We start from the raw sequence: 20,246 nt of genomic DNA on the forward strand, positions 1-20,246 counted from the left end.
TGTCCGCTCGACACTGCGGCCGATTGTTTCGTCTAGTTCGTCAGCCAGCGAAGCGGGATGTCGATGACGACCTCGGTTCCCTCGCCCTCGCTCCCCCGCCACTCGATCGATCCGCCGAGCTCGCCTTGGATGAGGGTGCGGATGATCTGCGTTCCCAACCCCTGGCCGATCCGCCCCTCCGGCAGCCCCTTGCCGGTGTCATGCACGGTGACGCGCAGATTCTCCTCGGTGCGCGCAGCATCGATGGTGACCATGCCCTCCTGCCCGGCGAGACCGTGCTCCACGGCATTCGTGACGACCTCGGTGAGAGCGAGCGCCAGCGGTGTCGCATACTCACTCGGGAGAACGCCGAAGCGGCCGGTCGACCGAGTGCGCGCGCGGGTGTTCGGCGCCGACGCGACTTCAGCCACGAGCTTGAGGACCCGATGGAACACCTCGTCGAAGTCGACCTTCTGCGTCAGACCCTGCGCCAGGGTGTCATGCACGACGGCGATCGAGTCGACCCGTCTCATCGCCTGGGTCAGCGCATCGCGTGCCTCATCGGAGTGCGTACGACGCGCCTGGATGCGAAGCAGCGACGCGACCGTCTGCAGATTGTTCTTGACTCGGTGGTGGATCTCGCGGATCGTCGCATCCTTGGTGATGAGCTCCTGCTCCTGGTGGCGCAGCTCTGACACATCCCGGCACAGCAGGATGGCACCGATGCGGGTTCCGTGATCCTTGAGCGGAATCGCCCGCAGCGACACCGTCACGCCGCGCGCTTCGATGTCGGTCCGCCATGGCGCGCGTCCGGTGACGACGACGGGCAGCGACTCGTCGACCTGTCGAGACGGCGGCACAAGCCTCGTGGTGACCTCGGCGAGTGATTCGCCCTCGAGTTCATCATCGAAACCCATGCGATTGAACGCGGACAGGGCGTTCGGGCTTGCGAACGTCGTGATCCCGTCGACATCGATGCGGATCAGGCCGTCGGACGCGCGCGGAGCACCGCGGCGCGGCGACGTCGGAGCGGCCGGATCCGGGAAGCTGCCGTCGGCGATCATGCGGAAGATGTCGTTGGCGCACTCGTCGAACGTGATCTGCTGCCGAGACGGCGTCCGAGCCTCGCCGAGGTTCGTGTGGCGGGTCACGACGCCGATGACCATGGCCTGGTGCTCACCGCCGCGGCGTTCGTTGACGATCGGCACCGCTCTGACACGTGTCGGGGTCTCTTCGAACCAATCCGGCGACGACGAGTCGACGATCTTCGCCGAATCGAATGCCCCCTGCACCTGCGTGCGCCACTGAGGACGCACCCGCTCGCCGACGATGTCCCGATAGAACAGCGTCGCCGCTCCACTCGGACGGGCGTGCGCGACGGCGACGAAGGATCCGTCGTCGGTCTCGATCCAGACCACGATGTCCGCCGAAGCGAGGTCCGCGAGAAGCTGACCGTCACCGGCGAGTCGGTGCAGCCACTCGACATCGTTGTCGGCAAGACGGCCCTGGGCATTGGCGAGGTCGCTGAGCGTTGACACCCCACCAGCCTAGAGCGCGCGGGCTCAGAGAACGGCCAGCGACGTCGCACGCCAGCGGCGGTCGAGTCCCTCGAGCCGGATCGCGACCGCTCGGGTGCGTCCCGGCCCGGCGACGACGACGACTGCTTCGACCTTCCCGTCGACAGGCTCTGTCACGCGGATCGACAGGATCTCGAAGGTCGGGCGCGCAGGCGAGACCCCCCTCGCACTGCGCGCCCTCGCCGAGAGGTTCGCTCGCGTCACCAGGCTCCGGTACGCGTCTTCATTGAACCAGCGGGCGAGCTGATCGACCTCTCTGACTCCCGCGAGCACCTCGAGGACGCCCTGCGTCAGGCTCCGCAGCAGCGGATGCGGATCCGGCAGCTCGGCACGCGGCGTCGGCTGTGGTGCGAAGTACTCGTGAAGCATCATCTGAGGCACTCTCCATCGGGAAGACTGCGCCAAGTAGAGCATGCGCCCAGTCGCCGTTCGGGCCGTGTTCGGGATGTATGTGGATAACTCGTACATGCCCGCCGGGACATCACTTACGGTGGGGCGCGTGCACTGGGATCGACTGTTCGAAGACCTCGAAGGCCAGCTCGCCTCGGAGTGGGAGAGCGAGCGCGCTGCACTGGATGCCGAATCCGAGCGATTGCGCATCTCGAGGCTCGAGCTTCGTACCCGTCTCAGGGTGCTCTGCGCCTCAGCCGCTCCGACGACGATCGACCTACCGCACGGAAGACGCGTTCGCGCCCGGCTCAACACGCTCGGCGCCGATTGGGTCGCCACGACGATCGCCCAGGCCGAGGAATCGGCGGCCAAGCGGTCGACGCTGATCGTTCCCTTGCACGCGGTGCGCGGGCTCACCGTGGATCACGGCCTGCTGCTGTCCAGCCTGGAAGAGGACGACGCCGTGCCCGCGCTCCGGGAGCGCATGTCGCTCGGATTCGTCCTGCGTGATCTCGCCCGGCGGCGGGTCCCGGTGAGGATCGTCAGCGTCGACGGCTCCGAGATGCACGGGACGATCGACAGGGCCGGAGCAGATCATCTGGACCTCGCTCTGCACGATCCGGGAGAGGCACGGACCGCCTCAGCGGTGCGCAGCTTTCAGATCATCCCGTTCTCTGCCGTGACCTCGGTGCAGACCGTCGGAGATCAGATGCTGTGACGGCGGGAAGCACCCCAGACCTCCGGGAAACTCGCCTCATTCGCCTGCCGCCACAATGCCATCCGCCTGGCCTCTTCCGACTGCTCGGCGAGGTACTCCGAAAGGCTCGATTCCTCGATGCGCCATCTGGCAGGGGCGCCGAGCTGGCACCCGCGCAGACGTCCCTCGTAGACGAGTTCGATGACCTCGTGCACCTCGATGCTCAGCAGCTCCGCCACCTGCGCCGGCGCGAGGAAGCCCTGAGTGGGCTGTGAGGAATGAAGCATGCCCCCATTCTCCCCCTGCCGCGCAGGAGCGCCAGCGCCGATCCGATGCTGTGGATAAGTCTCGAGCAGCTGCGCCGATTTCTGTGACCATGTCGGCATGAGCAAGTTCGTCCGTTCCCGCCGCGCCTTCTGGGGTGACGCGCGGTTCCTGATCGGCATCGCGGTGGTCGCGCTTTCGATCGGCGGCGTCTGGGCCGTCGTCTCCACCTCCGGCACCACGACTCCGGTGCTTCAGGCGACGCGCACGATCGCTCTCGGTGAAGCCCTCATCGCAAGCGACTTCCAGGTGGTCGAGGTCGGACTCGGAACAGTCACGGATCGCTACCTGGCACCGCAGGAACTGCGCACCGGCCAGATCGCGTCCCGCACTGTCTTCGAAGGAGAGCTCATGGCGACAGCTGCTGCCGAAGACGGCGACGCGAACAGGACGACCACGATCGTGGTGGAGAGCAGCACGGGTATCCCCGCAGGTGTCGCCGCGGGGAGCGTGATCGAGCTATGGCACTCGCCGCCGGTCGACGACGGCAGCGGCCAGGGTCCGCCACGTATCCTCGTGGCCGACGCGACTGTCGCGTCGGTCACGAAGACCGAGGGAATGCTCACCGCCGAAGGCACCACCGCGGAGGTTGTCATCGACCGAGCGGATGTCGCCGACGTGCTGGCCGCGATCACCGGCGGCTCGGTGCTCTCCGTCGTGCCGATCGGTTCGACCTCGTGACTTCGGTGATCATCGCCGTCCCGGAAGCCCGTGCGCGCGGCTTGGCCGACGAGCTCGAGATGGAGGGCATCAGCGTGGTCTCCATCGTGCCACCGAGCAGAGTCCTCCCTCTGCCCGAGGGCATCGACGCCGCCATCGTCGCCGCCACCCGCGCGGTCCTGACAACCGAACTCGTGGCCGAGTGCGACAGAGCCGGCGTGCGGATCATGCCACTCGGCGACGGCGACAGCAGGCTGCTCGGACGCTACGGACTCATCGCGGCCCTCCCGGCGGATGCGAGCGGCTGGGAGGTCGCAGCAGCGCTGACCGCCGACATCCCGAACACCGTCGAGCGTGCGGCATCACCTCCGCATCGCCTCACGGTCGTGTGGGGTCCCTCCGGCGCCCCCGGGAGATCGACGATCGCGATCCAGCTCGCCGTCGAACTCTCCCGGACGGGCCGACGCACCGCTCTGGTGGATGCCGACACCGTCGCACCGTCTCTCGCACTGCTTCTGGGACTCAGCGACGACGCGCCGGGTATCGCCGCCGCATGCCGACGCGCAGAACTAGGCGCACTCGACTCAGCCGAGCTCACGAGGATGGCCACGATCCTCGAGACGAGCGCTGGAGAGATAGAGGTCCTCGGCGGCATCAATCGTCCTGGACGCTGGCCGGAACTCGGAGCGAGTCGTCTGCAGACGACTCTGCGCGCCTGCCGCAGCTGGGCAGAGGAGACCGTCGTCGATGTTGCGAGTGCGTTCGACGCCGACGACGAAGCGACCTACGACCTCACCGGCCCGCGCCGCCACGCGGCCACGGTCGCGGCGCTGCAGGAGGCGGATGCGGTCATCGCGGTCGCGTCGGCGGATCCCCTCGGCATCAGTCGCTTCGTGAGAGAGCACGCCGAACTCAGACGGCTCACGGCCCCCATCCCCATCAGGGTCGTCGTGAACCGGGTCCGACCCGGCCCGCTGGGCATCGACGCACGCGGTCAGATCCGGCGCACTCTCGAGCGGTTCGCGGGCATCACCGACGTCGAGTTCCTGCCATTCGACCAGCGCGCCGCTGACTCCGCTCTGCTGCACGCCCGGCCGATGGCAGACGTCACGCCGCGTTCGACCCTGGTCGCCGGTGTTCGCCGCATCGCAGAGGCCTACGCATCTACGGCGTACGAGCCGCCTACTGGCGGTAGCTCGAGAGGAAGTTCCCGAGGCGCTCGACGGCTTCTGCGAGCACGCGGGGCTCGGGGAGCGTGACCAGCCTGAGGTGATCCGGCGTCGGCCAGTTGAAGCCCGTCCCCTGCACGAGAAGGATGTGCTCGGACACCAACAGGTCGTAGACCAGCTTCGCATCATCCCTGATCTCGTGGACGTTCGGGTCGAGACGGGGGAAGGCATACAGGGCACCGACGGGTTTGACGCAGGAGACGCCGGGGATCGATTCCAGCCCTTCCCATGCGATGTCGCGCTGCTCGTGCAGGCGTCCGGTCGGAGCGATCAGCGCATCGATCGACTGCACGCCACCGAGAGCCGCCTGCACCGCATACTGCGCAGGCACATTCGGGCAGAGGCGCGTGGACGCGAGCAGGTTGATCCCCTCGAGGAAGCCCTTCGCGTGGCCCTGGGGGCCGGTGATCACGAGCCACCCGGAGCGGAATCCGGCGACCCGATATGTCTTCGAGAGGCCGTTGAAGGTCAGGCACAGGAGGTCGGGCGCCAACGTGGCCGTCGGGATGTGCACCGCGCCGTCGAACAGGATGCGGTCGTAGATCTCGTCGGAGAGCAGCAGCAGCTGGTTCTCTCTCGCGATCTGCACCATCCCCTCGAGCACCTCTCGGGAGTAGACGACCCCGGTCGGGTTGTTGGGGTTGATGATCACGAGGGCCTTGGTCCGAGGAGTGATCTTGGAGCGGATGTCCTCGAGGTCGGGCTGCCACCCGTTGTCCTCGTCGCAGAGATAGTGCACGGGGGTGCCGTCAGCCAGACTCGTCATGGCGGTCCACAGCGGATAATCCGGTGCGGGGATGAGCACCTCATCCCCCTCGTCGAGGAGTGCCTGCATCGTCATCGTGATGAGCTCGGAGACGCCGTTGCCGAGGAAGACGTCTTCCGGATCGAATCGTGGGAATCCCGGAATCTCCTCGTACCGGCTGACCACGGCGCGGCGCGCAGAGATGATCCCCTTGCTGTCGCTGTACCCGTGAGCGGTCGGAAGCGCCGCGAGCATGTCGTGCACGATCTGGTGGGGAGCTTCGAAGCCGAAGATGGCGGGGTTGCCCGTATTGAGCTTGAGGATCCGGTGGCCCTCGGCCTCGAGCCGCGCCGCCTCGACGAGCGTGTTTCCACGGATCTCGTACAGGACGTTCTTGAGCTTCGACGACTGGTCGAAGTGGCGCGTTGGTGTCATTGCGCAAGCCTACAATGACGCGAAGAAGGGCCGATCCACCCGGACCGGCCCTTCATCGACGTCGCGCTACTTCTTCTTCTTGCTCTGCGCGCGGCGCTGCTCACGGTTGCCGGCAGGTGCTGCCGGTGCCTCTGTACGCTGTCCGAACGCTCCGCGCGGAGCCTCCTCGGGTTCGGCCTGTTCGGCCGGCGCCTGACGCGCTGCAGCAGCCTGGCGGAGCTTCTCGGTCGCCGCCTGCTGAACCTGCCCGCGGTCGTCGCGCACCTCGACCTCGCCGGCATCGTTCGCCGCCGAGTATTCGAGGTGCTGATCTCCCCCGCCTTCAGCGAGGCCCTTCGCCTCGACCTCGGCGGTCTGCGAGTCGCCTGCCCGACGGACCTCGACCTCGAGGTTGTAGAGGTACCCGACGGACTCCTCCTTGATCTGGCCCATCATCGACTGGAACATCGCGTACCCCTCACGCTGGTACTCGATGAGCGGGTCGCGCTGCGCCATCGCACGAAGACCGATGCCGTCCTTGAGGTAGTCCATCTCGTAGAGGTGATCGCGCCAGCGACGGTCGAGCACCTGGAGCACGACACGACGCTCGAGCTCGCGGGTGGCCGCTTCTCCGAGCGACTCCTCGCGGGTCTCATAGGCGATCTTCGCGTCCGACAGCAGTTCGCGGGTCAGACCGTCGGCGGTGATCCCGCCCTTGCGACCGGCGGCCTCGGACACGACCTCGTCGATCGTCACGCTGACCGGATAGAGCGTCTTGAGCTCGGTCCAGAGTGCGTCGAAGTCCCAGCTCTCGTTGTGTCCCTCACCCGTGTGGTCGCGCACGACGCCGCTGATCGCGTCTTCGATGAAGTGCTGGACCCGGTCGGCGATGTCGTCGCCCTGCAGGATGTGACGACGGTCGGCGTAGATCGCCTCACGCTGGCGGTTCAGGACGTCATCGTACTTGAGGACGTTCTTGCGCATCTCCGCGTTGCGGGACTCCACCTGCGACTGAGCGCTGCGGATGGCGCGCGACACGAGGCCCGACTCGATCGGGACGTCGTCGGGGAAGTTGGTGCGAGCCAGAATCGCCTCGGCGGCACCCGACTGGAACAGACGCATCAGGTCGTCGGTGAGGCTCAGGTAGAAGCGGCTCTCGCCGGGGTCGCCCTGACGACCGGAACGGCCTCGCAGCTGGTTGTCGATTCGACGCGACTCGTGGCGCTCGGTACCCAGGACGTAGAGGCCACCGGCCTCGATGACCTTCTCGGCCTCCTCGGACACGATCGCCTTCATCGCCTCGTAGGTCTCGTCCCACGCGATCTCGTATTCCTCGGGCGTCTCGACTGGGTCGAGGCCCTTGCCCTTGAGCTCCTGCACGGCGAGGAACTCCGCGTTGCCGCCGAGCATGATGTCAGTTCCACGACCGGCCATGTTCGTCGCAACGGTCACGGCGCCGAGGCGGCCCGCGCGTGCCACGATCTCGGCCTCACGCGCGTGGTTCTTCGCGTTGAGGACCTCGTGCTTGACGCCCTTCTTGGCGAGCAGTCGAGAGAGGTACTCGCTCTTCTCGACGCTCACGGTGCCCACGAGCACCGGCTGGCCGTTCGAGTGGCGCTCCGCGATGTCTTCGACAACCTGAGCGAACTTCGCGGTCTCGTTCTTGTAGACGAGATCCGACTGGTCCTTGCGGACCATCGGGCGGTTCGTCGGGATGGGGATGACACCGAGCTTGTAGGTCGACATGAACTCCGCCGCCTCGGTCTCGGCAGTACCCGTCATGCCGGCGAGCTTGTCGTAGAGACGGAAGTAGTTCTGCAGCGTGACCGTCGCGAGAGTCTGATTCTCGGCCTTGACCGGCACGGCCTCCTTGGCCTCGATGGCCTGGTGGATGCCCTCGTTGTAGCGGCGCCCGACGAGGATGCGACCGGTGTGCTCGTCGACGATCATGACCTCGTCGTTCATGACGACGTAGTCGGTGTCCTTCTTGAACAGCGCGAGGGCCTTGATCGAGTTGTTGAGGAACGAGATCAGCGGAGTGTTCGCGGACTCGTACAGGTTGTCGATGCCGAGGTAGTCCTCGACCTTCTCGATGCCGGGTTCGAGCACGCCGACCGTGCGCTTCTTCTCGTCGACCTCGTAGTCGACGCCGGCCTCGAGGGTGCGGGCGATCTTCGCGAACTCGGCGAACCAGCGGTTGGCCTCGCCCGATGACGGGCCCGAGATGATCAGCGGCGTACGCGCCTCGTCGATGAGGATCGAGTCGACCTCGTCGACGATCGCGAAGTAGTGCTCTCGCTGAACGAGGTCTTCCTTGCGCCACGCCATGTTGTCGCGGAGGTAGTCGAAACCGAACTCGTTGTTCGTGCCATAGGTGATGTCGGACGCGTACTGCTCGCGGCGCACGGCCGGAGTCTGCCCGGACACGATGATGCCGGTGGACATGCCGAGCGCCCGGTACACGCGGCCCATCAGCTCAGCCTGGTAGCTCGCGAGGAAGTCGTTGACCGTGATCACATGGACGCCTTCGCCTGCGATCGCGTTCAGGTAGGCCGGGAACGTGGCGACCAGGGTCTTTCCCTCACCGGTCTTCATCTCGGCGATGTTGCCGAGATGAAGTGCGGCACCACCCATGATCTGCACGTCGTACGCGCGCATTCCGAGCGTGCGCTTCGCCGCCTCACGCACCGCGGCGAACGCCTCGGGCATGAGCTGATCGAGCGACTCGCCCTTCGCGAACCGCTCGCGCAGCTCGACGGTCTCGTTGCGCAGTTCGTCGTCCGTGAGCTTGGAGATGTCCTCTTCCAGCGCGTTCACGGCCTTGACCACCTGGTTCAGGCGGCGGATGACCCGCCCTTCTCCCGCGCGCAGCAGCTTCTCAAGAGGATTCGCCACAGATGTCATCTCCCTGTCGATGGTTCCGGCGGCGCCGCTTGTCGGGCGCGTGCCAGGCATACCTTGCCATGTTACCCGTCCGTGACCTGCGCGTCGTCTGCATGGCGTGCCGCCGTGGAGTTTCCGAGTATGTATATATTGATCCACGACACCGGGAGGTCCACATGTCGGTCCGACAGAGTCTGCTCGCGATCCTCGCGCAGGGCCCCTGCTACGGGTACCAGCTGCGCCACGAGTTCGACCGGCGCACGGGCTCGGTCTGGCCACTCAACGTCGGTCAGATCTACAACACGCTCGAGCGCCTCGAGCGCGACGGGCTGGTCGAGCGTGGAGCACCCGATCCACAGGGCCATGTGTACTGGGAGATCACCGACGCCGGTGCGTTCGAGGTCGACCGGTGGCTGGCGTCGCCCGTCGCTCGGAGCCGGGCCGTGCGCGACGAGCTCGCGATCAAGCTGGCCGTCGCGGTGACGCTTCCGGGCGTGGATGCGACCCGCCTGATCGCGGCCCAGCGCGCGGCGTCGAAGGAGCATCTCGGCGAGCTCGCCACGGCGAGGGAATCGCGCGAGGACGACAGCCCCCAAGGGCTCGCACGGTCGCTCGTCGTCGATTCGATGATCTTCACCGCGGAGGCCGAGCTCCGCTGGCTCGAACACGTGCAGGCGCGGCTCGCACAGCATCCCCAGCACGCGCTCGCCCTCGAGCTGACGGCCGAGCGGCCGAAGCGCGGACGTCCGGCGAGGGGCGAGGTCGCAGCGCTCGTCTGAGCGGAGTTCGCCCGAAGCGTATGCACAGCCAGTGGTGCGGCCCGGGAAACTAGGATCAGTCCTATGGCTGGAATATGGGGCAGACGCAAGCGCGAGCAGGAACAGCTGGCCGCACAGGACGCCGACCTGGCTCGCCGCGCAGAGCAGGCACTCGTCGCTGCTGACGAGCGCATCAGGAGCACCTCCGACGAGTTGGCGTTCGCGGAGGCCGAGCTCGGCGAACAGCTGACTCGAGACCTGAAGAAGGCACTGAGCGCTGTGCGCACTCATCTGCGCGAGGCTTTTCAGCTCAACCAGCTCAACCACGACGAGATCCCTGACACTCCCGAAGAGCTCCGCACCCGCAACGCGCGGATCATGCAGCTGTGCGATTGGGCGCAGGATCTGCTCGACGAGAAGACTTCGGACCTCGCGACATCGATCTCGAAGGTGCGTCGCGCACCGGAGGTCATCGCCCAGGTCCGAGCGGATGCCGAGACGCTCAGCGCGCGGATCCCGCACACCAATGAGACCGTCGCCCGCCTCTCCTCGCGCTATTCGGATTCGGCGATGCACCAGATCACGGCCAGCGCGGCCGAAGCCGAGCAGCTGATCGCGTTCGCCACTCATGGCGCCGCCGTCTCGGAGCGTCGTCGCGCAGCGAAGCAGAACGAGGAGGCGAACCTCGCCCTCGAGACCGCCACCGAGGCGACGCGGCGCGCATCCGCTCTGCTCGATGCCGTAGAGGATTTCGAGATCGAGGCGCTGCGCGCCGAGTCGACACTCGCCGAGGTCGTCGCGGACTCCCGGAACGACCTCATCGCAGCTCGGACCGCTCCGCAGGTGCCCGCTGTCACTGCGGCGGTCTCGGCCCTGCAGGACGCCCTCAGCGCACTGTCGCCCGCCGGTTCTCCGGGAGACCCCTTCGCCGAGCTCTCGCAATTGCGCGAGGCGAACACCGCCCTCGACGACGCGATCGCCACCGCCCGCCACCGGGAAGCACACCCGCTGCCCAGCATCCAGCAGGTGCAGCACGCGATCGACGACGCGGATCGTCAGCTCGGCGTCGCCCGCGGACTCATCGCCGGGCACCGGGGCTGGATCGGCGCGGATGCCCGCACTCGCCTCGCCGAGGCGGAACGGCTGCGCGCCGACCTGTCGGCACTGCTGCCGGCGGAAGAGACCCGCGACGAGGCGCTCGTCAGCGCTCGGCGCGTCGCGCACCTCGCCTCCGAAGCACTGCAGCTCGCTCAGCGTGACATCGATTCGTCGCGACCGCAGGATCAGGGCTGGGGCGGCGGAGACGGCTGGGGCGGTGGCGGCTGGAGCGGCGGCGGCCGACGCGGCGGAGGCAGCGACGTCGCCTCCGGGATTCTGGGAGGTCTCGTCATCGGGAGCATCCTCGACGGGATTTTCGACTGACCTGCGCCACGCACACACGACAACGGCCCGGTTCCTTCTGGAACCGGGCCGTTGTCATGTCAGCCTCAGGAGGCGAGCGCCTCGGTGGGCGGAGCCTGGGTCTCCAGGGCGATCACACCGTAGTCCCAGCCCTTGCGTCGGTAGACGACGCTCGGGTGATCGGTGCGCACATCGACGAACAGGAAGAAGTCGTGCCCGACCAGCTCCATCCGGTCGACCGCCTCTTCGACGGTCATCCATTCCGCGCCGAAGTTCTTGGTGCGGATCACCACCGGCGAGTAGACCTCGTCGTCCTCGTTCTGGATCGGCACTGCGCCCGTTGCGACTGCGCGAAGCACCTCCACGGACGCGGGCTGGACATCGATGCCCTCCAGCGCACCGCTCTCTTTCTCGAAGTGCGCCCCACGCGGGTGCTGGCGCCCGTCGACTCGCTTCTCCTTGGCTCGACGAAGCTGTTCGGCCATCTTGTCGACGGCCATGTCGAGTGCGACGAACTTGTCTCCGTCCGTGGCCTCGGCGCGCACGACAGGACCCTTGCTGACGAGCGTCAGTTCGACGGTCTCGTCCGGCACATGACCGTTGCGGTACACCCGGTGGGTGACCTTGACATCCAGCCGTTGCGCACGGGACGCGAACGTCTGGATCTTGGCGATCTTCTCTTCGACAACGGTTCGGAATCGATCGGTGATACCCACCCCGACGCCAACGATGCTCGTTTCCATTGCTGCCTCCTTGTCCCGGTCCTCCCGGCCAAGGGCGGACCGTGGTCGCCTTGTGACCCCCAACGGTAGTCCGCCTGACCTCGGATGTCACGGGTCATTTGCTGCGTGTCTCCGATGCGTTCGCATTCCGTTCGCCGAGACGGAGTGTCGCGGCGAGCGCGACCGCCGACACGACTCGGAAGCCGGCATCTCTCAGCGTGCGTGCCGCTTCATCGAGAGTGGCTCCGGTGGTCACGACGTCGTCGACGAGCACGACGACTCCGCCCCCGATCACCGATCGCGATCGCATGCTCCCCCGTGCGTTCTCCGCTCTGCCGGCCGAATCGAGTCCGCGCTGATCCGCGCGTCGCCCCCGTGGCGCCAGCAGGCGATCGGGCACCGACCCCGCCCGTCGGATCAGCAGTTCGGGCACGCGGTATCCCCGTCGTCTGAACGCACTCCGCGATGTCGGGATGGGCACCAGGCGCACCGGCGCATCGGCCTCGCCCTGTGCTGCGACGACGCCGGCAAGCACCCCGCCCAACGCTGCTCCGAGCGGACGCGCGAGCAACGTCTCGCCGTCATCCTTGAGCCTGCGGATGCATCGAGCTGCGATCGACTCGAACGGCATGGCGGCGCTGACGAGGAGACCGCCGGGCGTGCGTCGCACGAGCGGCGCGGACCGGATCCCCTGCCGGCATGCGTCGCACAGCAGCGTCTCTGGTCGGTCGCAACCCGCGCAGGTCGCCGCCAGCAGGAGAGCGAGCACCTCGACGCCGACGGCGCGGACGAGAGGATGCGACAGCATCCGTCGATCCTGTCGCACGCGTCGCGCGCTTCGGCCGAGGGCCGTTGCGCATCTCATCCGCTGTGAACGCTCAGTCCTCGCCGGCTCGTCGTGCAGAGGCAGTCGCGCTCAGTGACCCGCCCTGGTGGCGAGCAGCGAGACTCCGGTGATCGACTCGCTCCATGCCGACCCCGTCCGAGCGAACACGGCGCCGTCAGCACCCAGAACCCGAAGACCGGTCGTGGCTCGCGAGCCCGCTATCGACACCGCATCCGTCGGCGCGACTTCGGCCGTCCCCGGCCCTCCGACGACCTGCGTGACGACCATCCGGTCGGCGGGGTCGGTCAGCAGGCCCAGACGGTCTGCGCCCAGCCAGACGATACCCACGGCGCTTCCGTCGAGCTGCGCCAGCGGTTCGGTCGGCCCCAGTTCGGTCGGCAATCCCGTCTCGTCGCGGATCACCGAGGAGACGACGATCCAGCGCTCGCCGCCGATCACGACTGCGGCAGCCACCCTCGCGCCGTCGGCCGACACGCGGATGGCGGAGACCGACGATGCTTCGGGCCACGCGCCCGCGATGGCCTGCGGAGCGACATCGCTGCCGATCGCCTGCAGCGCCGCCGGCGCGTTCGACGGCACCGACCACGTGTAGTCGTAGGGGTCCATGGACGGCCGCACCAGTGAGGGGCGCGCATCCAGTTCGTCGAAGCCGCCTTCTCCGGCGAGCCACACGTGACCGTCGATCAGCTGCACCGCCGCGTGGGAGCTGTCGATCGACACGTCGATCGCCGTGACGGGCTGACCCGCGTTGAGAATCTGATCCGTGACGCCGGGGATCGGGGTGATCTCGCCGCCCACCAGCATCCCGAACGTCCCGTCCTTCATCACGAGGCTGCCCGCATCCGCCTTGTCGGTCACGACTTCGACGACCCCGGCTTCCAACGCGCGTCCGTCGACGGTGAAGCGCACCTGGTCGATCTGCACCCCCGCGGCCGCGAGGGTCGCCTGCAGCTGAGTGCGCATGCGCGCGAGAGTCGTCGGATCGAGTCCGAGCGCGGCGCGGTTCAGTGCGACATCCGCGATCTGATCCGGATCGATCGGGACGGAGTCGCGTGCGAGCTGCACCTCCTGCGGGAACGCGCTCTGCACCGCGGGATCGAGCCACGGGCTCGGTGCACCGCCGATCAGCGACTGCGCGATGGTCGTGGCCACCGTGGCGCGTCGGGGGAACCAGCGCACATCGGGGACGAGCCGTTCCCAGCTCTGGTCGAAGTACTGCAGTGCGTAATCGTCATACACACGCGAGAACCTCGACTCATCGATCACCACTCCATCGGGAGCTTCGGAGATGCGCCACTGGCCGTCCGTGAGCTCGACCACGAAGGCCGAGTTCGACGCACCGAACGCCTCAGAGTACGCTCCGGTCGCGTCGACGCTGGCGACCTGGTCGAAGGAGACGCGCACGTCGGCCGTGTCGCCGTCATCGACGTCGTCGTCGTCATCGATGTTCGAGGTGAACGAGCGGGTCGCGGAGCTCACATCGATCGACACTCCGGTGTTCGGACGCCAGGTCGAGGCGAGATCGGGGGTGAGGAAGCTCCGAGCCGTGGCCCAGTTGTCCGCGGGCGTGATCGCCGCCTCCACGAAGCCCTCGACGATCGCGGCCGGTCCTGCGCCGTCCACCGGGCCTGACGCCAGAGGGAGGAAGTCCTGCCCCTCGGGAGAGGAGCCGAGGGGCTTGCCCGGTTGCGCATCTCCGCTCGTCGGTAGACCTGTGCATGCAGACAGGATGAGCACAGCGGCCGTGATCGCGAGTCCGCGCAGCGCGCGCCGCGTCGTGGTCGTCATTCGATGCTCCCTCGATCGAAGAGCTCGGCCGGCACGTCGGCGAGCTGGATCGGCTGCGTGGCGTCATCGATGTCCGCGCGAGAGTTCTGCGGCTCGACCGGGATGGGCGAGGGGCCATCCGTCGCGTCCCCCCTGCGAGGCAGAGTCAGGACGAAGTTCGTGCCGACCCCGAGCTCAGACCAGACGGCGAGTGAGCCACCGTGCAGAGTCGCGTCGCCGAGCGCGATCGACAGCCCGAGCCCCGTGCCTCCGAGCGTGCGCTGGCGAGAGGGGTCCGCGCGCCAGAACCTGTCGAACACCCGCTCTGCATCGGCCGGGTCCATGCCGAGACCGAAGTCGCGGACGCCGGCGGCCACAGCGTGCTGGTTGCTGTCCACGGTGACGACGATCGGCCTGCCCTCACCGTGCTCGATCGCATTGCCGATCAGATTGCGCAGCACCCGTCGCACTCGCCGCGGATCCATGTCCACCGGCGAGTACCCGCCGGGCGCGACGAGCCTCAGCTCGCTGCCCCGATCATCGGCGAGAGGCTTCATCTGCTCGATGATGTCCTCGGCGAGGTGCGCGAGGCTCGTCGCCTCGAGTTCGAGCTGGACGGATCCTGCGTCATAGCGGCTGATCTCGAGCAGATCCGACAGCAGAGTCTCGAACCGCTGCACCTGCGTGTGCAGAAGCTCAGTGGTGCGCGCGGTCGTCGGGTCGAACTCCCCCCGCTGATCGTTCAGCATGTCGGCAGCGAGGCGGATCGTGGTCAGCGGAGTGCGCAGCTCATGCGACACGTCCGACACGAAGCGCTGCTGCACGAGAGAGAGTTCGCCGAGTTCCTTGATCTGGGATTCGATGCTGTCAGCCATGGCGTTGAAGGAGCGCCCGAGCGTCGCGATCTCGTCTTCTCCGTGCACGTCGATGCGCACCGCGAGGTCGCCCGATGCCAGACGCGCGCTGGTCTCCGCGGCCTCGACGATCGGCGTGGACACCGTGCGGAGGACGATGAAGGAGATCGCGGCGACGATCGCCACGAGCCCGATCCCGGCGACCCAGAGGGTGCGCTGCACGAACGTGAGGGTGTTGTCGGCATCCGCCAGGTCGTATGCGAAGTAGATCTCGAACGGCCCCGCCTCCGGCACCCGCAGCTGCTGCCCCACGATGATCCCGGGAACCGATCGTCCCCCGACCTCGAGCGACACGGATTGCCAGGACTGCCAGTCGTCGAACTCGACCACTCGATTCCTGAGGCCCGAGGTGATCAGATTGTCGCTCAGGCCGGCGGTGAAGCCGTTGAGCGGGACGTCAGGGTCGACCTCCATGCGGAATCCGGCGAGGCCTTCGGCCGTCGAGTTGCGCCCGAGGTCCTCCTGCACGCTGTCCCACAGCTCCGGCAGTGCTGCCGGATCGTCGCCGAGCGCAGTGGCGTCGAGAGTCGCCTGAGCTTGATTGACCGAGCGCGCGGCGTCGTCGAGCGCCTCGTTCTTGCGCGACTCGAACAGATCGTTCTGGATCACGAGCGCCATGGTGACGCAGGTGATCAGGATCGCCGTCGACGTCAGCAGCAGCGTGATCGTCAGCGTTCGGAACCGCAGGGAACTGCGCCACAGCGCTCGTAGGACGGTCGGCCAACCACGCCAGTCGCGGATGACAGCGACCGCCGTGGTGGTCGCTGTGGTCGCGGCCATGGTCGGCCTAGCCCGCGCCCCCGGCACGGTAGCCGACGCCCCGCACCGTCATCACGATCTTGGGGTTGTCGGGGTCGAGCTCGACCTTCGCCCGCAGACGCTGCACGTGCACGTTCACCAGCCGCGTGTCGGCCTTGTAGTGATAGCCCCACACCTGCTCGAGCAGCATCTCTCGCGAGAACACCTGCTGCGGCTTGGATGCCAGGGCGACGAGCAGCTGGAACTCCAGGGGTGTCAGCGCGATCGGAGCCGTTCCGCGACGAACCTCGTGGGCGTCGACGTCGACCGTGAGGTCCCCCACTCGCAGCTGCTCCCCCACGTTCTGCGACGTGGGCCTGAGCCGCGTTCGGATCCGGGCGACGAGCTCCTTCGGGTTGAAGGGCTTGACTATGTAGTCGTCAGCTCCCACCTCGAGGCCTCGAACCACGTCGGCGGTGTCGCTGCGGGCGGTGAGCATGATGACGGGGACTCCGGACTCGGCGCGGATCCGCGTGCAGATCTCGATTCCATCCATGCCTGGCAGCATCAGGTCGAGCAGCACGAGGTCAGGGCGCTGTGTGCGCCACTCATCGACCGCCCGCGCACCGTCGGCGCAGAACACCGGCTCGAAGCCCTCGGTGCGCAGCACGATGCCGATCATCTCGGCGAGCGCGGTGTCGTCGTCGACCACAAGAATGCGTGAGGTCATAACTGTTACCTTATGGCACTCAGTACCACGGCCCCCATGTCTACGCGCCGACGGGTCATGTGACACGATGGGAGCGCACGACGGAGGGAGTGCCGGTGAGCGGCCAGACGTGGACCCCTGCCCCGAAGAAGGGCATCATCCCCCTGCATCCGCTGACGTTCGGGATGCTGCTGAGCAAGTCGTTCGTCGCGCTGCGGCACAACCCCAAGGTCCTCTTCGGCTTCGGAGTGGTGATCCAGCTGGCGGTCGTCGTGCTGAGCGCCACGGTGATGGGCTTCGTGTTCGTCACGACCTTCACGCGGCTCGAGTCGCTCTCTCCCTCGTCTCCGGACTTCGAGGCCGTGTTCGCCGGCACCATCGCCATGAACATCGTCGCCGGCATCGCCGTCGGTCTCGCGTCCGTCGCGTTCACCGCTCTGATGCAGGGAGTCGTCGCCGCCGAGATCGGCTTCGCCGCGATCGGGGTGAAGGCGAGCCTCAAGACTCTCTGGCGCAAGATGATCCCGTCGTTCTGGCGGCTCGCGGCGTTCGCGTCGCTCTCGGTCATCTTCATCTTCGGCGTGATCGTGATCCTCTTCGTCATCATCACCGGCTTCATCGCGAGCGGGCTCGGCGGTTCGGTCGAGGCCATCGGTGGCATCGTCATCCTCGTCCTGGTCCTGCTGCTCGCCACAGTCCCGCTCACGGTCTGGCTCACGACCAAGCTGCTCCTGGTGCCGTCGATCCTCGTTCTGGAGCGCGCGAAGTTCCGCGATGCGCTCGTGCGATCATGGCGCCTCACCCGCGGCCGCTTCTGGATCGCCTGGGGAGTCACCTTCCTCATCGGCGCCATGATGGGCGTGGCGATGCAGCTCGTGAGCCTGCCCGTCTCCCTGCTGAGTTCGATGCTCGGGTCGGTCATCGCCCCGACCGGATCTGCCGACACCGCGACGATCATGGGATTCGTCTTCGCTCTCCTCGCCCCGCAGATCCTGCTGCTGGTTCTGCAGGCCATCACCCTCGTGGTCCAGAGCACCGCGGGCACCCTGGTGTATCTCGACAGCCGGATGCGGTACGAGGGTCTCGACCAGACGCTGATCAGCCACGTCGAGAGACGCGACCTCGGGTGGACGGACGAGCAGCTCGGCGATCCGTTCGTCATCGACCCCGAGCGCGCCGTGTCGAGTGCGCCGCCACCCAAGCAGGTTCCGGAATGGGTCGCGATGACACCCGCCGGCTATGAGATGCAGCAGTACCAGGGCCAGCCGTACACCGGTTCGGGGTACCCGGCGCAGCCGTACCCGGGCCAGCAATACGCCGGGCAGCAGTACCCCGCACAGCCGCCCTACGCCCAGCCGTACCCGGGCGAGCAGTACCCCGCGCAGCAGTACCCGGCCCAGACGTACCCCGCGCAGCAGTACCCGGCCCAGCCTCCCGCCCAGCCTCCGTACGCGCCTGCGGCTAAACCGATGCCGCCACAGCAGGCCGGCGGGGGCTCCGTCGTGCCCGCTGACCCGCCCCCTCCCGTTGCTCCCCCGGTTCCTGCTGCTCCCCCGGCATCGCCCGACGAGTCGACCTGGGCCGCGCCGGGAACAGGCAGCGAAGGATCTGCATGATCCGCTCGCTCGACGATGTGCGGGTCCCTGACGGAGACGATGCGAGGCAGTGGGCCGAGCAGGAGCTCTCCGATCCGCGCTACGCCGACGCCAAGCCGACCTGGTTCGACCTCGTCGCGCGCGACATCGGACGGTTCCTCGCCGACCTGTTCAGCTCCGACAACGGCGCCAGTGTGGGCCCCTCTGCCCTGATCATCGTGAGCGTCATCGTCTTCGGCGCTCTCGTGGCGGCGCTCATCATCTGGGGCCGCCCGCGCCGCGCCCAGGCGATCCGTCGCCCCGGGAGCGGCCTGCTCGGTGCGGACGATGACCGCTCGGCCGCTCAGCTGCGGGCCGATGCCGATCGCTGCGCCCGGGGAGGAGATTGGGACGAGGCGACGATCCTGCGATTCCGTGCGCTCGCCAGGGGACTCCTCGAGCGCGACCTCATCGATCCCGCCCCGGGAGCGACGGCGCAGGCGATCGCACGTGAGGTTTCGGCCGTGTTCCCTGCGGAGACGATTGCGATCAGCCAGGCCGCGGTCTCCTTCGACGACGTGCGCTATCTCCGGCATCCGGCGACCGCTGAGCGCTATGCCGAGCTCGCCGCGACGGACGACCGCCTCAGCGCACTGCGTCCAGAGGCGGTGTCGGCGTGAGCGTTCTCGAGGACCACGGCGCCGCGGCGTCGACGGCTGAACGCGCACCTCGCGGCAGACGGTCGCGATCCCTGCTCGGGTGGGCGGTCGTCGCGGCGCTCGTGCTCGGCGGCGTCTTCGTCGCGATCCAGGTCGGTGTGCGCATGCCCGATCAGCGTGGGTCACTCGACCCTGAGAGCGTGGGCGATTCGGGAGCGATGGCCATCTCCCAGATCCTCGAGGACAACGGCGTCGAGGTCTCGGTCTTCCGCTCCCGGAATGAGGCGCGAGCCGCGCTCGATGACGACGCCACCCTCGTGATGGCCAATCCCTACACGCTCTCCGACGACGCGATCGCCGAGCTGATCGAACCAGCTGACCGAGTCGTGTTCCTCTCGAGCAGCACGCATCTGTTGAACCTTCTGCGCATCGGCGACAACGCCGCACCGGATTCGACTCCGGTGCAGGCCGAGTGCGACGCTCCGGAGTTCGCGGATGTCGGAACCATCCGCCCTGACCGGCTGTTCACGCCCGGCGACGGTGTCGAGGGCTGCTTCGGTGCGACCGACGCAGCGGCCGTGCTCATCGACGAGGCCGACGGCACGACGCATGTCGTCGTCGAGGGCGCGCGTCTCTTCAGCAACGCGTACCTGGCCGAGGACGGAAACGCAGCCCTCGCGCTCGCGCTGCTCGGTCAGACCGACCGGGTCGTCTGGTACGTGCCGAGCTTCAGCGACACCGACATCGAAGGCGAGACCGATGACACGCTCGGCTCGCTCACCCCTGGATGGGTGACACCCGCCATCCTGCTGCTCATGATCGCCGGCGTCACGGCGGCTCTGTGGCGCGGTCAGCGTTTCGGACCACTCGTCGCCGAGACCCTTCCGGTGACCGTCCGCGCCTCGGAGACGATGCATGGACGGGCACGCTTGACCGCGAAGGCAGGTGACGCCGCGCACGCGGCGGACGCGATCCGTGACGGCAGCAGGCGCCGGCTCGCACGCCGGCTCGGACTCGCTGTCACCGCGGGCGCCGAGGAGGTCGCGGATGCCGCAGCCGACCGGCTCCTCATCCCCCGTGGATCTCTGCACGACCTCCTCGGGGGCGCGGCGCCCGCGGACGATCCATCGCTGATCGATCTCGCTCGTCGACTGCAGGAGCTCGAGAGCGCCGTCGACGCCTCCTCCTTCACGGAACGGAGACCCGAATGATCCGTCGATCCCATCGAACCGCCGTCCATCCATCCGAACGGAAGCCGA

The 20,246-nt window shown here is 67.6% G+C and carries 18 protein-coding genes; 8 read left to right on the forward strand and 10 right to left on the reverse strand.

Features of this window, described 5'->3' with window-relative positions:
* Positions 1-32: 32 nt before the first annotated feature.
* Positions 33-1,517, reverse strand: a complete 1,485-nt coding sequence (locus tag ACIP5T_RS05020) for a sensor histidine kinase (protein WP_400861077.1) — start codon at positions 1,515-1,517, stop codon at positions 33-35.
* A 24-nt stretch (positions 1,518-1,541) separates the two neighbouring features.
* On the reverse strand, positions 1,542-1,928 hold the full coding sequence (locus tag ACIP5T_RS05025) for an Rv3235 family protein (RefSeq protein WP_181164351.1): 387 nt from the start codon (positions 1,926-1,928) through the stop codon (positions 1,542-1,544).
* A 127-nt stretch (positions 1,929-2,055) separates the two neighbouring features.
* Here ACIP5T_RS05025 and ACIP5T_RS05030 point away from each other — a divergent pair, with 127 nt between their 5' ends.
* Positions 2,056-2,664, forward strand: a complete 609-nt coding sequence (locus ACIP5T_RS05030) for a hypothetical protein (protein WP_400861080.1) — start codon at positions 2,056-2,058, stop codon at positions 2,662-2,664.
* On the opposite strand, the gene ACIP5T_RS05035 is transcribed toward ACIP5T_RS05030, so the two are convergent.
* The gene (locus ACIP5T_RS05035) at positions 2,652-2,930 is read right to left on the reverse strand and encodes a helix-turn-helix domain-containing protein (RefSeq protein WP_400861082.1); all 279 of its coding nucleotides are present in this window, start codon (positions 2,928-2,930) and stop codon (positions 2,652-2,654) included. The genes ACIP5T_RS05030 and ACIP5T_RS05035 overlap by 13 nt on opposite strands.
* 97 nt (positions 2,931-3,027) lie before the next feature.
* On the opposite strand from ACIP5T_RS05035, the gene ACIP5T_RS05040 reads away from it, so the two are divergent.
* Positions 3,028-3,648 (forward strand): hypothetical protein, encoded by a 621-nt coding sequence (locus ACIP5T_RS05040; protein WP_400861084.1) that lies wholly within the window; start codon positions 3,028-3,030, stop codon positions 3,646-3,648.
* Positions 3,645-4,886, forward strand: a complete 1,242-nt coding sequence (locus ACIP5T_RS05045; RefSeq protein WP_400861085.1) for a CpaE family protein — start codon at positions 3,645-3,647, stop codon at positions 4,884-4,886. Before ACIP5T_RS05040 ends, ACIP5T_RS05045 begins: the two co-directional genes overlap by 4 nt.
* On the opposite strand, the gene ACIP5T_RS05050 is transcribed toward ACIP5T_RS05045, so the two are convergent.
* Positions 4,810-6,036, reverse strand: coding sequence for a pyridoxal phosphate-dependent aminotransferase (locus ACIP5T_RS05050; RefSeq protein ID WP_400861087.1), 1,227 nt, complete (start codon positions 6,034-6,036; stop codon positions 4,810-4,812). The genes ACIP5T_RS05045 and ACIP5T_RS05050 overlap by 77 nt on opposite strands.
* Before the next feature lie 66 nt (positions 6,037-6,102).
* Entirely contained in the window at positions 6,103-8,910 is a 2,808-nt protein-coding gene (gene secA, locus ACIP5T_RS05055) for a preprotein translocase subunit SecA (RefSeq protein WP_400861088.1), read from the reverse strand.
* A gap of 164 nt (positions 8,911-9,074) precedes the next feature.
* Between secA and ACIP5T_RS05060 the strand changes: the two genes are divergently transcribed.
* Positions 9,075-9,677, forward strand: a complete 603-nt coding sequence (locus tag ACIP5T_RS05060; protein WP_400861089.1) for a PadR family transcriptional regulator — start codon at positions 9,075-9,077, stop codon at positions 9,675-9,677.
* A gap of 63 nt (positions 9,678-9,740) precedes the next feature.
* The gene (locus ACIP5T_RS05065; RefSeq protein ID WP_400861090.1) at positions 9,741-11,078 is read left to right on the forward strand and encodes a hypothetical protein; all 1,338 of its coding nucleotides are present in this window, start codon (positions 9,741-9,743) and stop codon (positions 11,076-11,078) included.
* 65 nt (positions 11,079-11,143) lie between these two features.
* Here the strand turns inward: ACIP5T_RS05065 and hpf are convergent, their stop codons facing one another.
* From hpf to mtrA, 5 genes are all read right to left on the reverse strand, one after another.
* Entirely contained in the window at positions 11,144-11,800 is a 657-nt protein-coding gene (hpf, locus tag ACIP5T_RS05070) for a ribosome hibernation-promoting factor, HPF/YfiA family (protein WP_400861092.1), read from the reverse strand.
* A 94-nt stretch (positions 11,801-11,894) separates the two neighbouring features.
* Positions 11,895-12,587: a ComF family protein gene (locus ACIP5T_RS05075; protein WP_400861093.1), complete on the reverse strand. Its 693-nt coding sequence runs from the start codon at positions 12,585-12,587 to the stop codon at positions 11,895-11,897.
* Between the two features lie 108 nt (positions 12,588-12,695).
* Positions 12,696-14,414 (reverse strand): GerMN domain-containing protein, encoded by a 1,719-nt coding sequence (locus ACIP5T_RS05080; protein WP_400861095.1) that lies wholly within the window; start codon positions 14,412-14,414, stop codon positions 12,696-12,698.
* Positions 14,411-16,087 carry an MtrAB system histidine kinase MtrB gene (gene mtrB / locus ACIP5T_RS05085; RefSeq protein WP_400861097.1) on the reverse strand — a complete coding sequence of 559 codons (1,677 nt, stop codon included), beginning with the start codon at positions 16,085-16,087 and terminating at the stop codon, positions 14,411-14,413. The genes ACIP5T_RS05080 and mtrB overlap by 4 nt, the downstream gene beginning before the upstream one ends.
* 7 nt (positions 16,088-16,094) lie before the next feature.
* Positions 16,095-16,775 carry an MtrAB system response regulator MtrA gene (gene mtrA / locus ACIP5T_RS05090; protein WP_400861099.1) on the reverse strand — a complete coding sequence of 227 codons (681 nt, stop codon included), beginning with the start codon at positions 16,773-16,775 and terminating at the stop codon, positions 16,095-16,097.
* 95 nt (positions 16,776-16,870) lie between these two features.
* Here mtrA and ACIP5T_RS05095 point away from each other — a divergent pair, with 95 nt between their 5' ends.
* Genes ACIP5T_RS05095 through ACIP5T_RS05105 form a run of 3 tightly spaced genes read left to right on the forward strand, consistent with a single transcriptional unit; the run spans position 16,871 to position 20,198 of the window.
* A complete protein-coding gene (locus ACIP5T_RS05095; protein WP_400861101.1) occupies positions 16,871-18,370 on the forward strand; it encodes a hypothetical protein in 1,500 nt (499 codons plus the stop codon).
* Entirely contained in the window at positions 18,367-19,008 is a 642-nt protein-coding gene (locus ACIP5T_RS05100) for a DUF4129 domain-containing protein (protein ID WP_400861102.1), read from the forward strand. The genes ACIP5T_RS05095 and ACIP5T_RS05100 overlap by 4 nt, the downstream gene beginning before the upstream one ends.
* Positions 19,005-20,198, forward strand: coding sequence for a DUF4350 domain-containing protein (locus ACIP5T_RS05105; protein ID WP_400861103.1), 1,194 nt, complete (start codon positions 19,005-19,007; stop codon positions 20,196-20,198). Before ACIP5T_RS05100 ends, ACIP5T_RS05105 begins: the two co-directional genes overlap by 4 nt.
* Positions 20,199-20,246 lie beyond the last annotated feature (48 nt).

The sequence above is a fragment of the Microbacterium sp. NPDC088619 genome (assembly GCF_044752825.1).
Classification (GTDB): Bacteria; Actinomycetota; Actinomycetes; order Actinomycetales; family Microbacteriaceae; genus Microbacterium.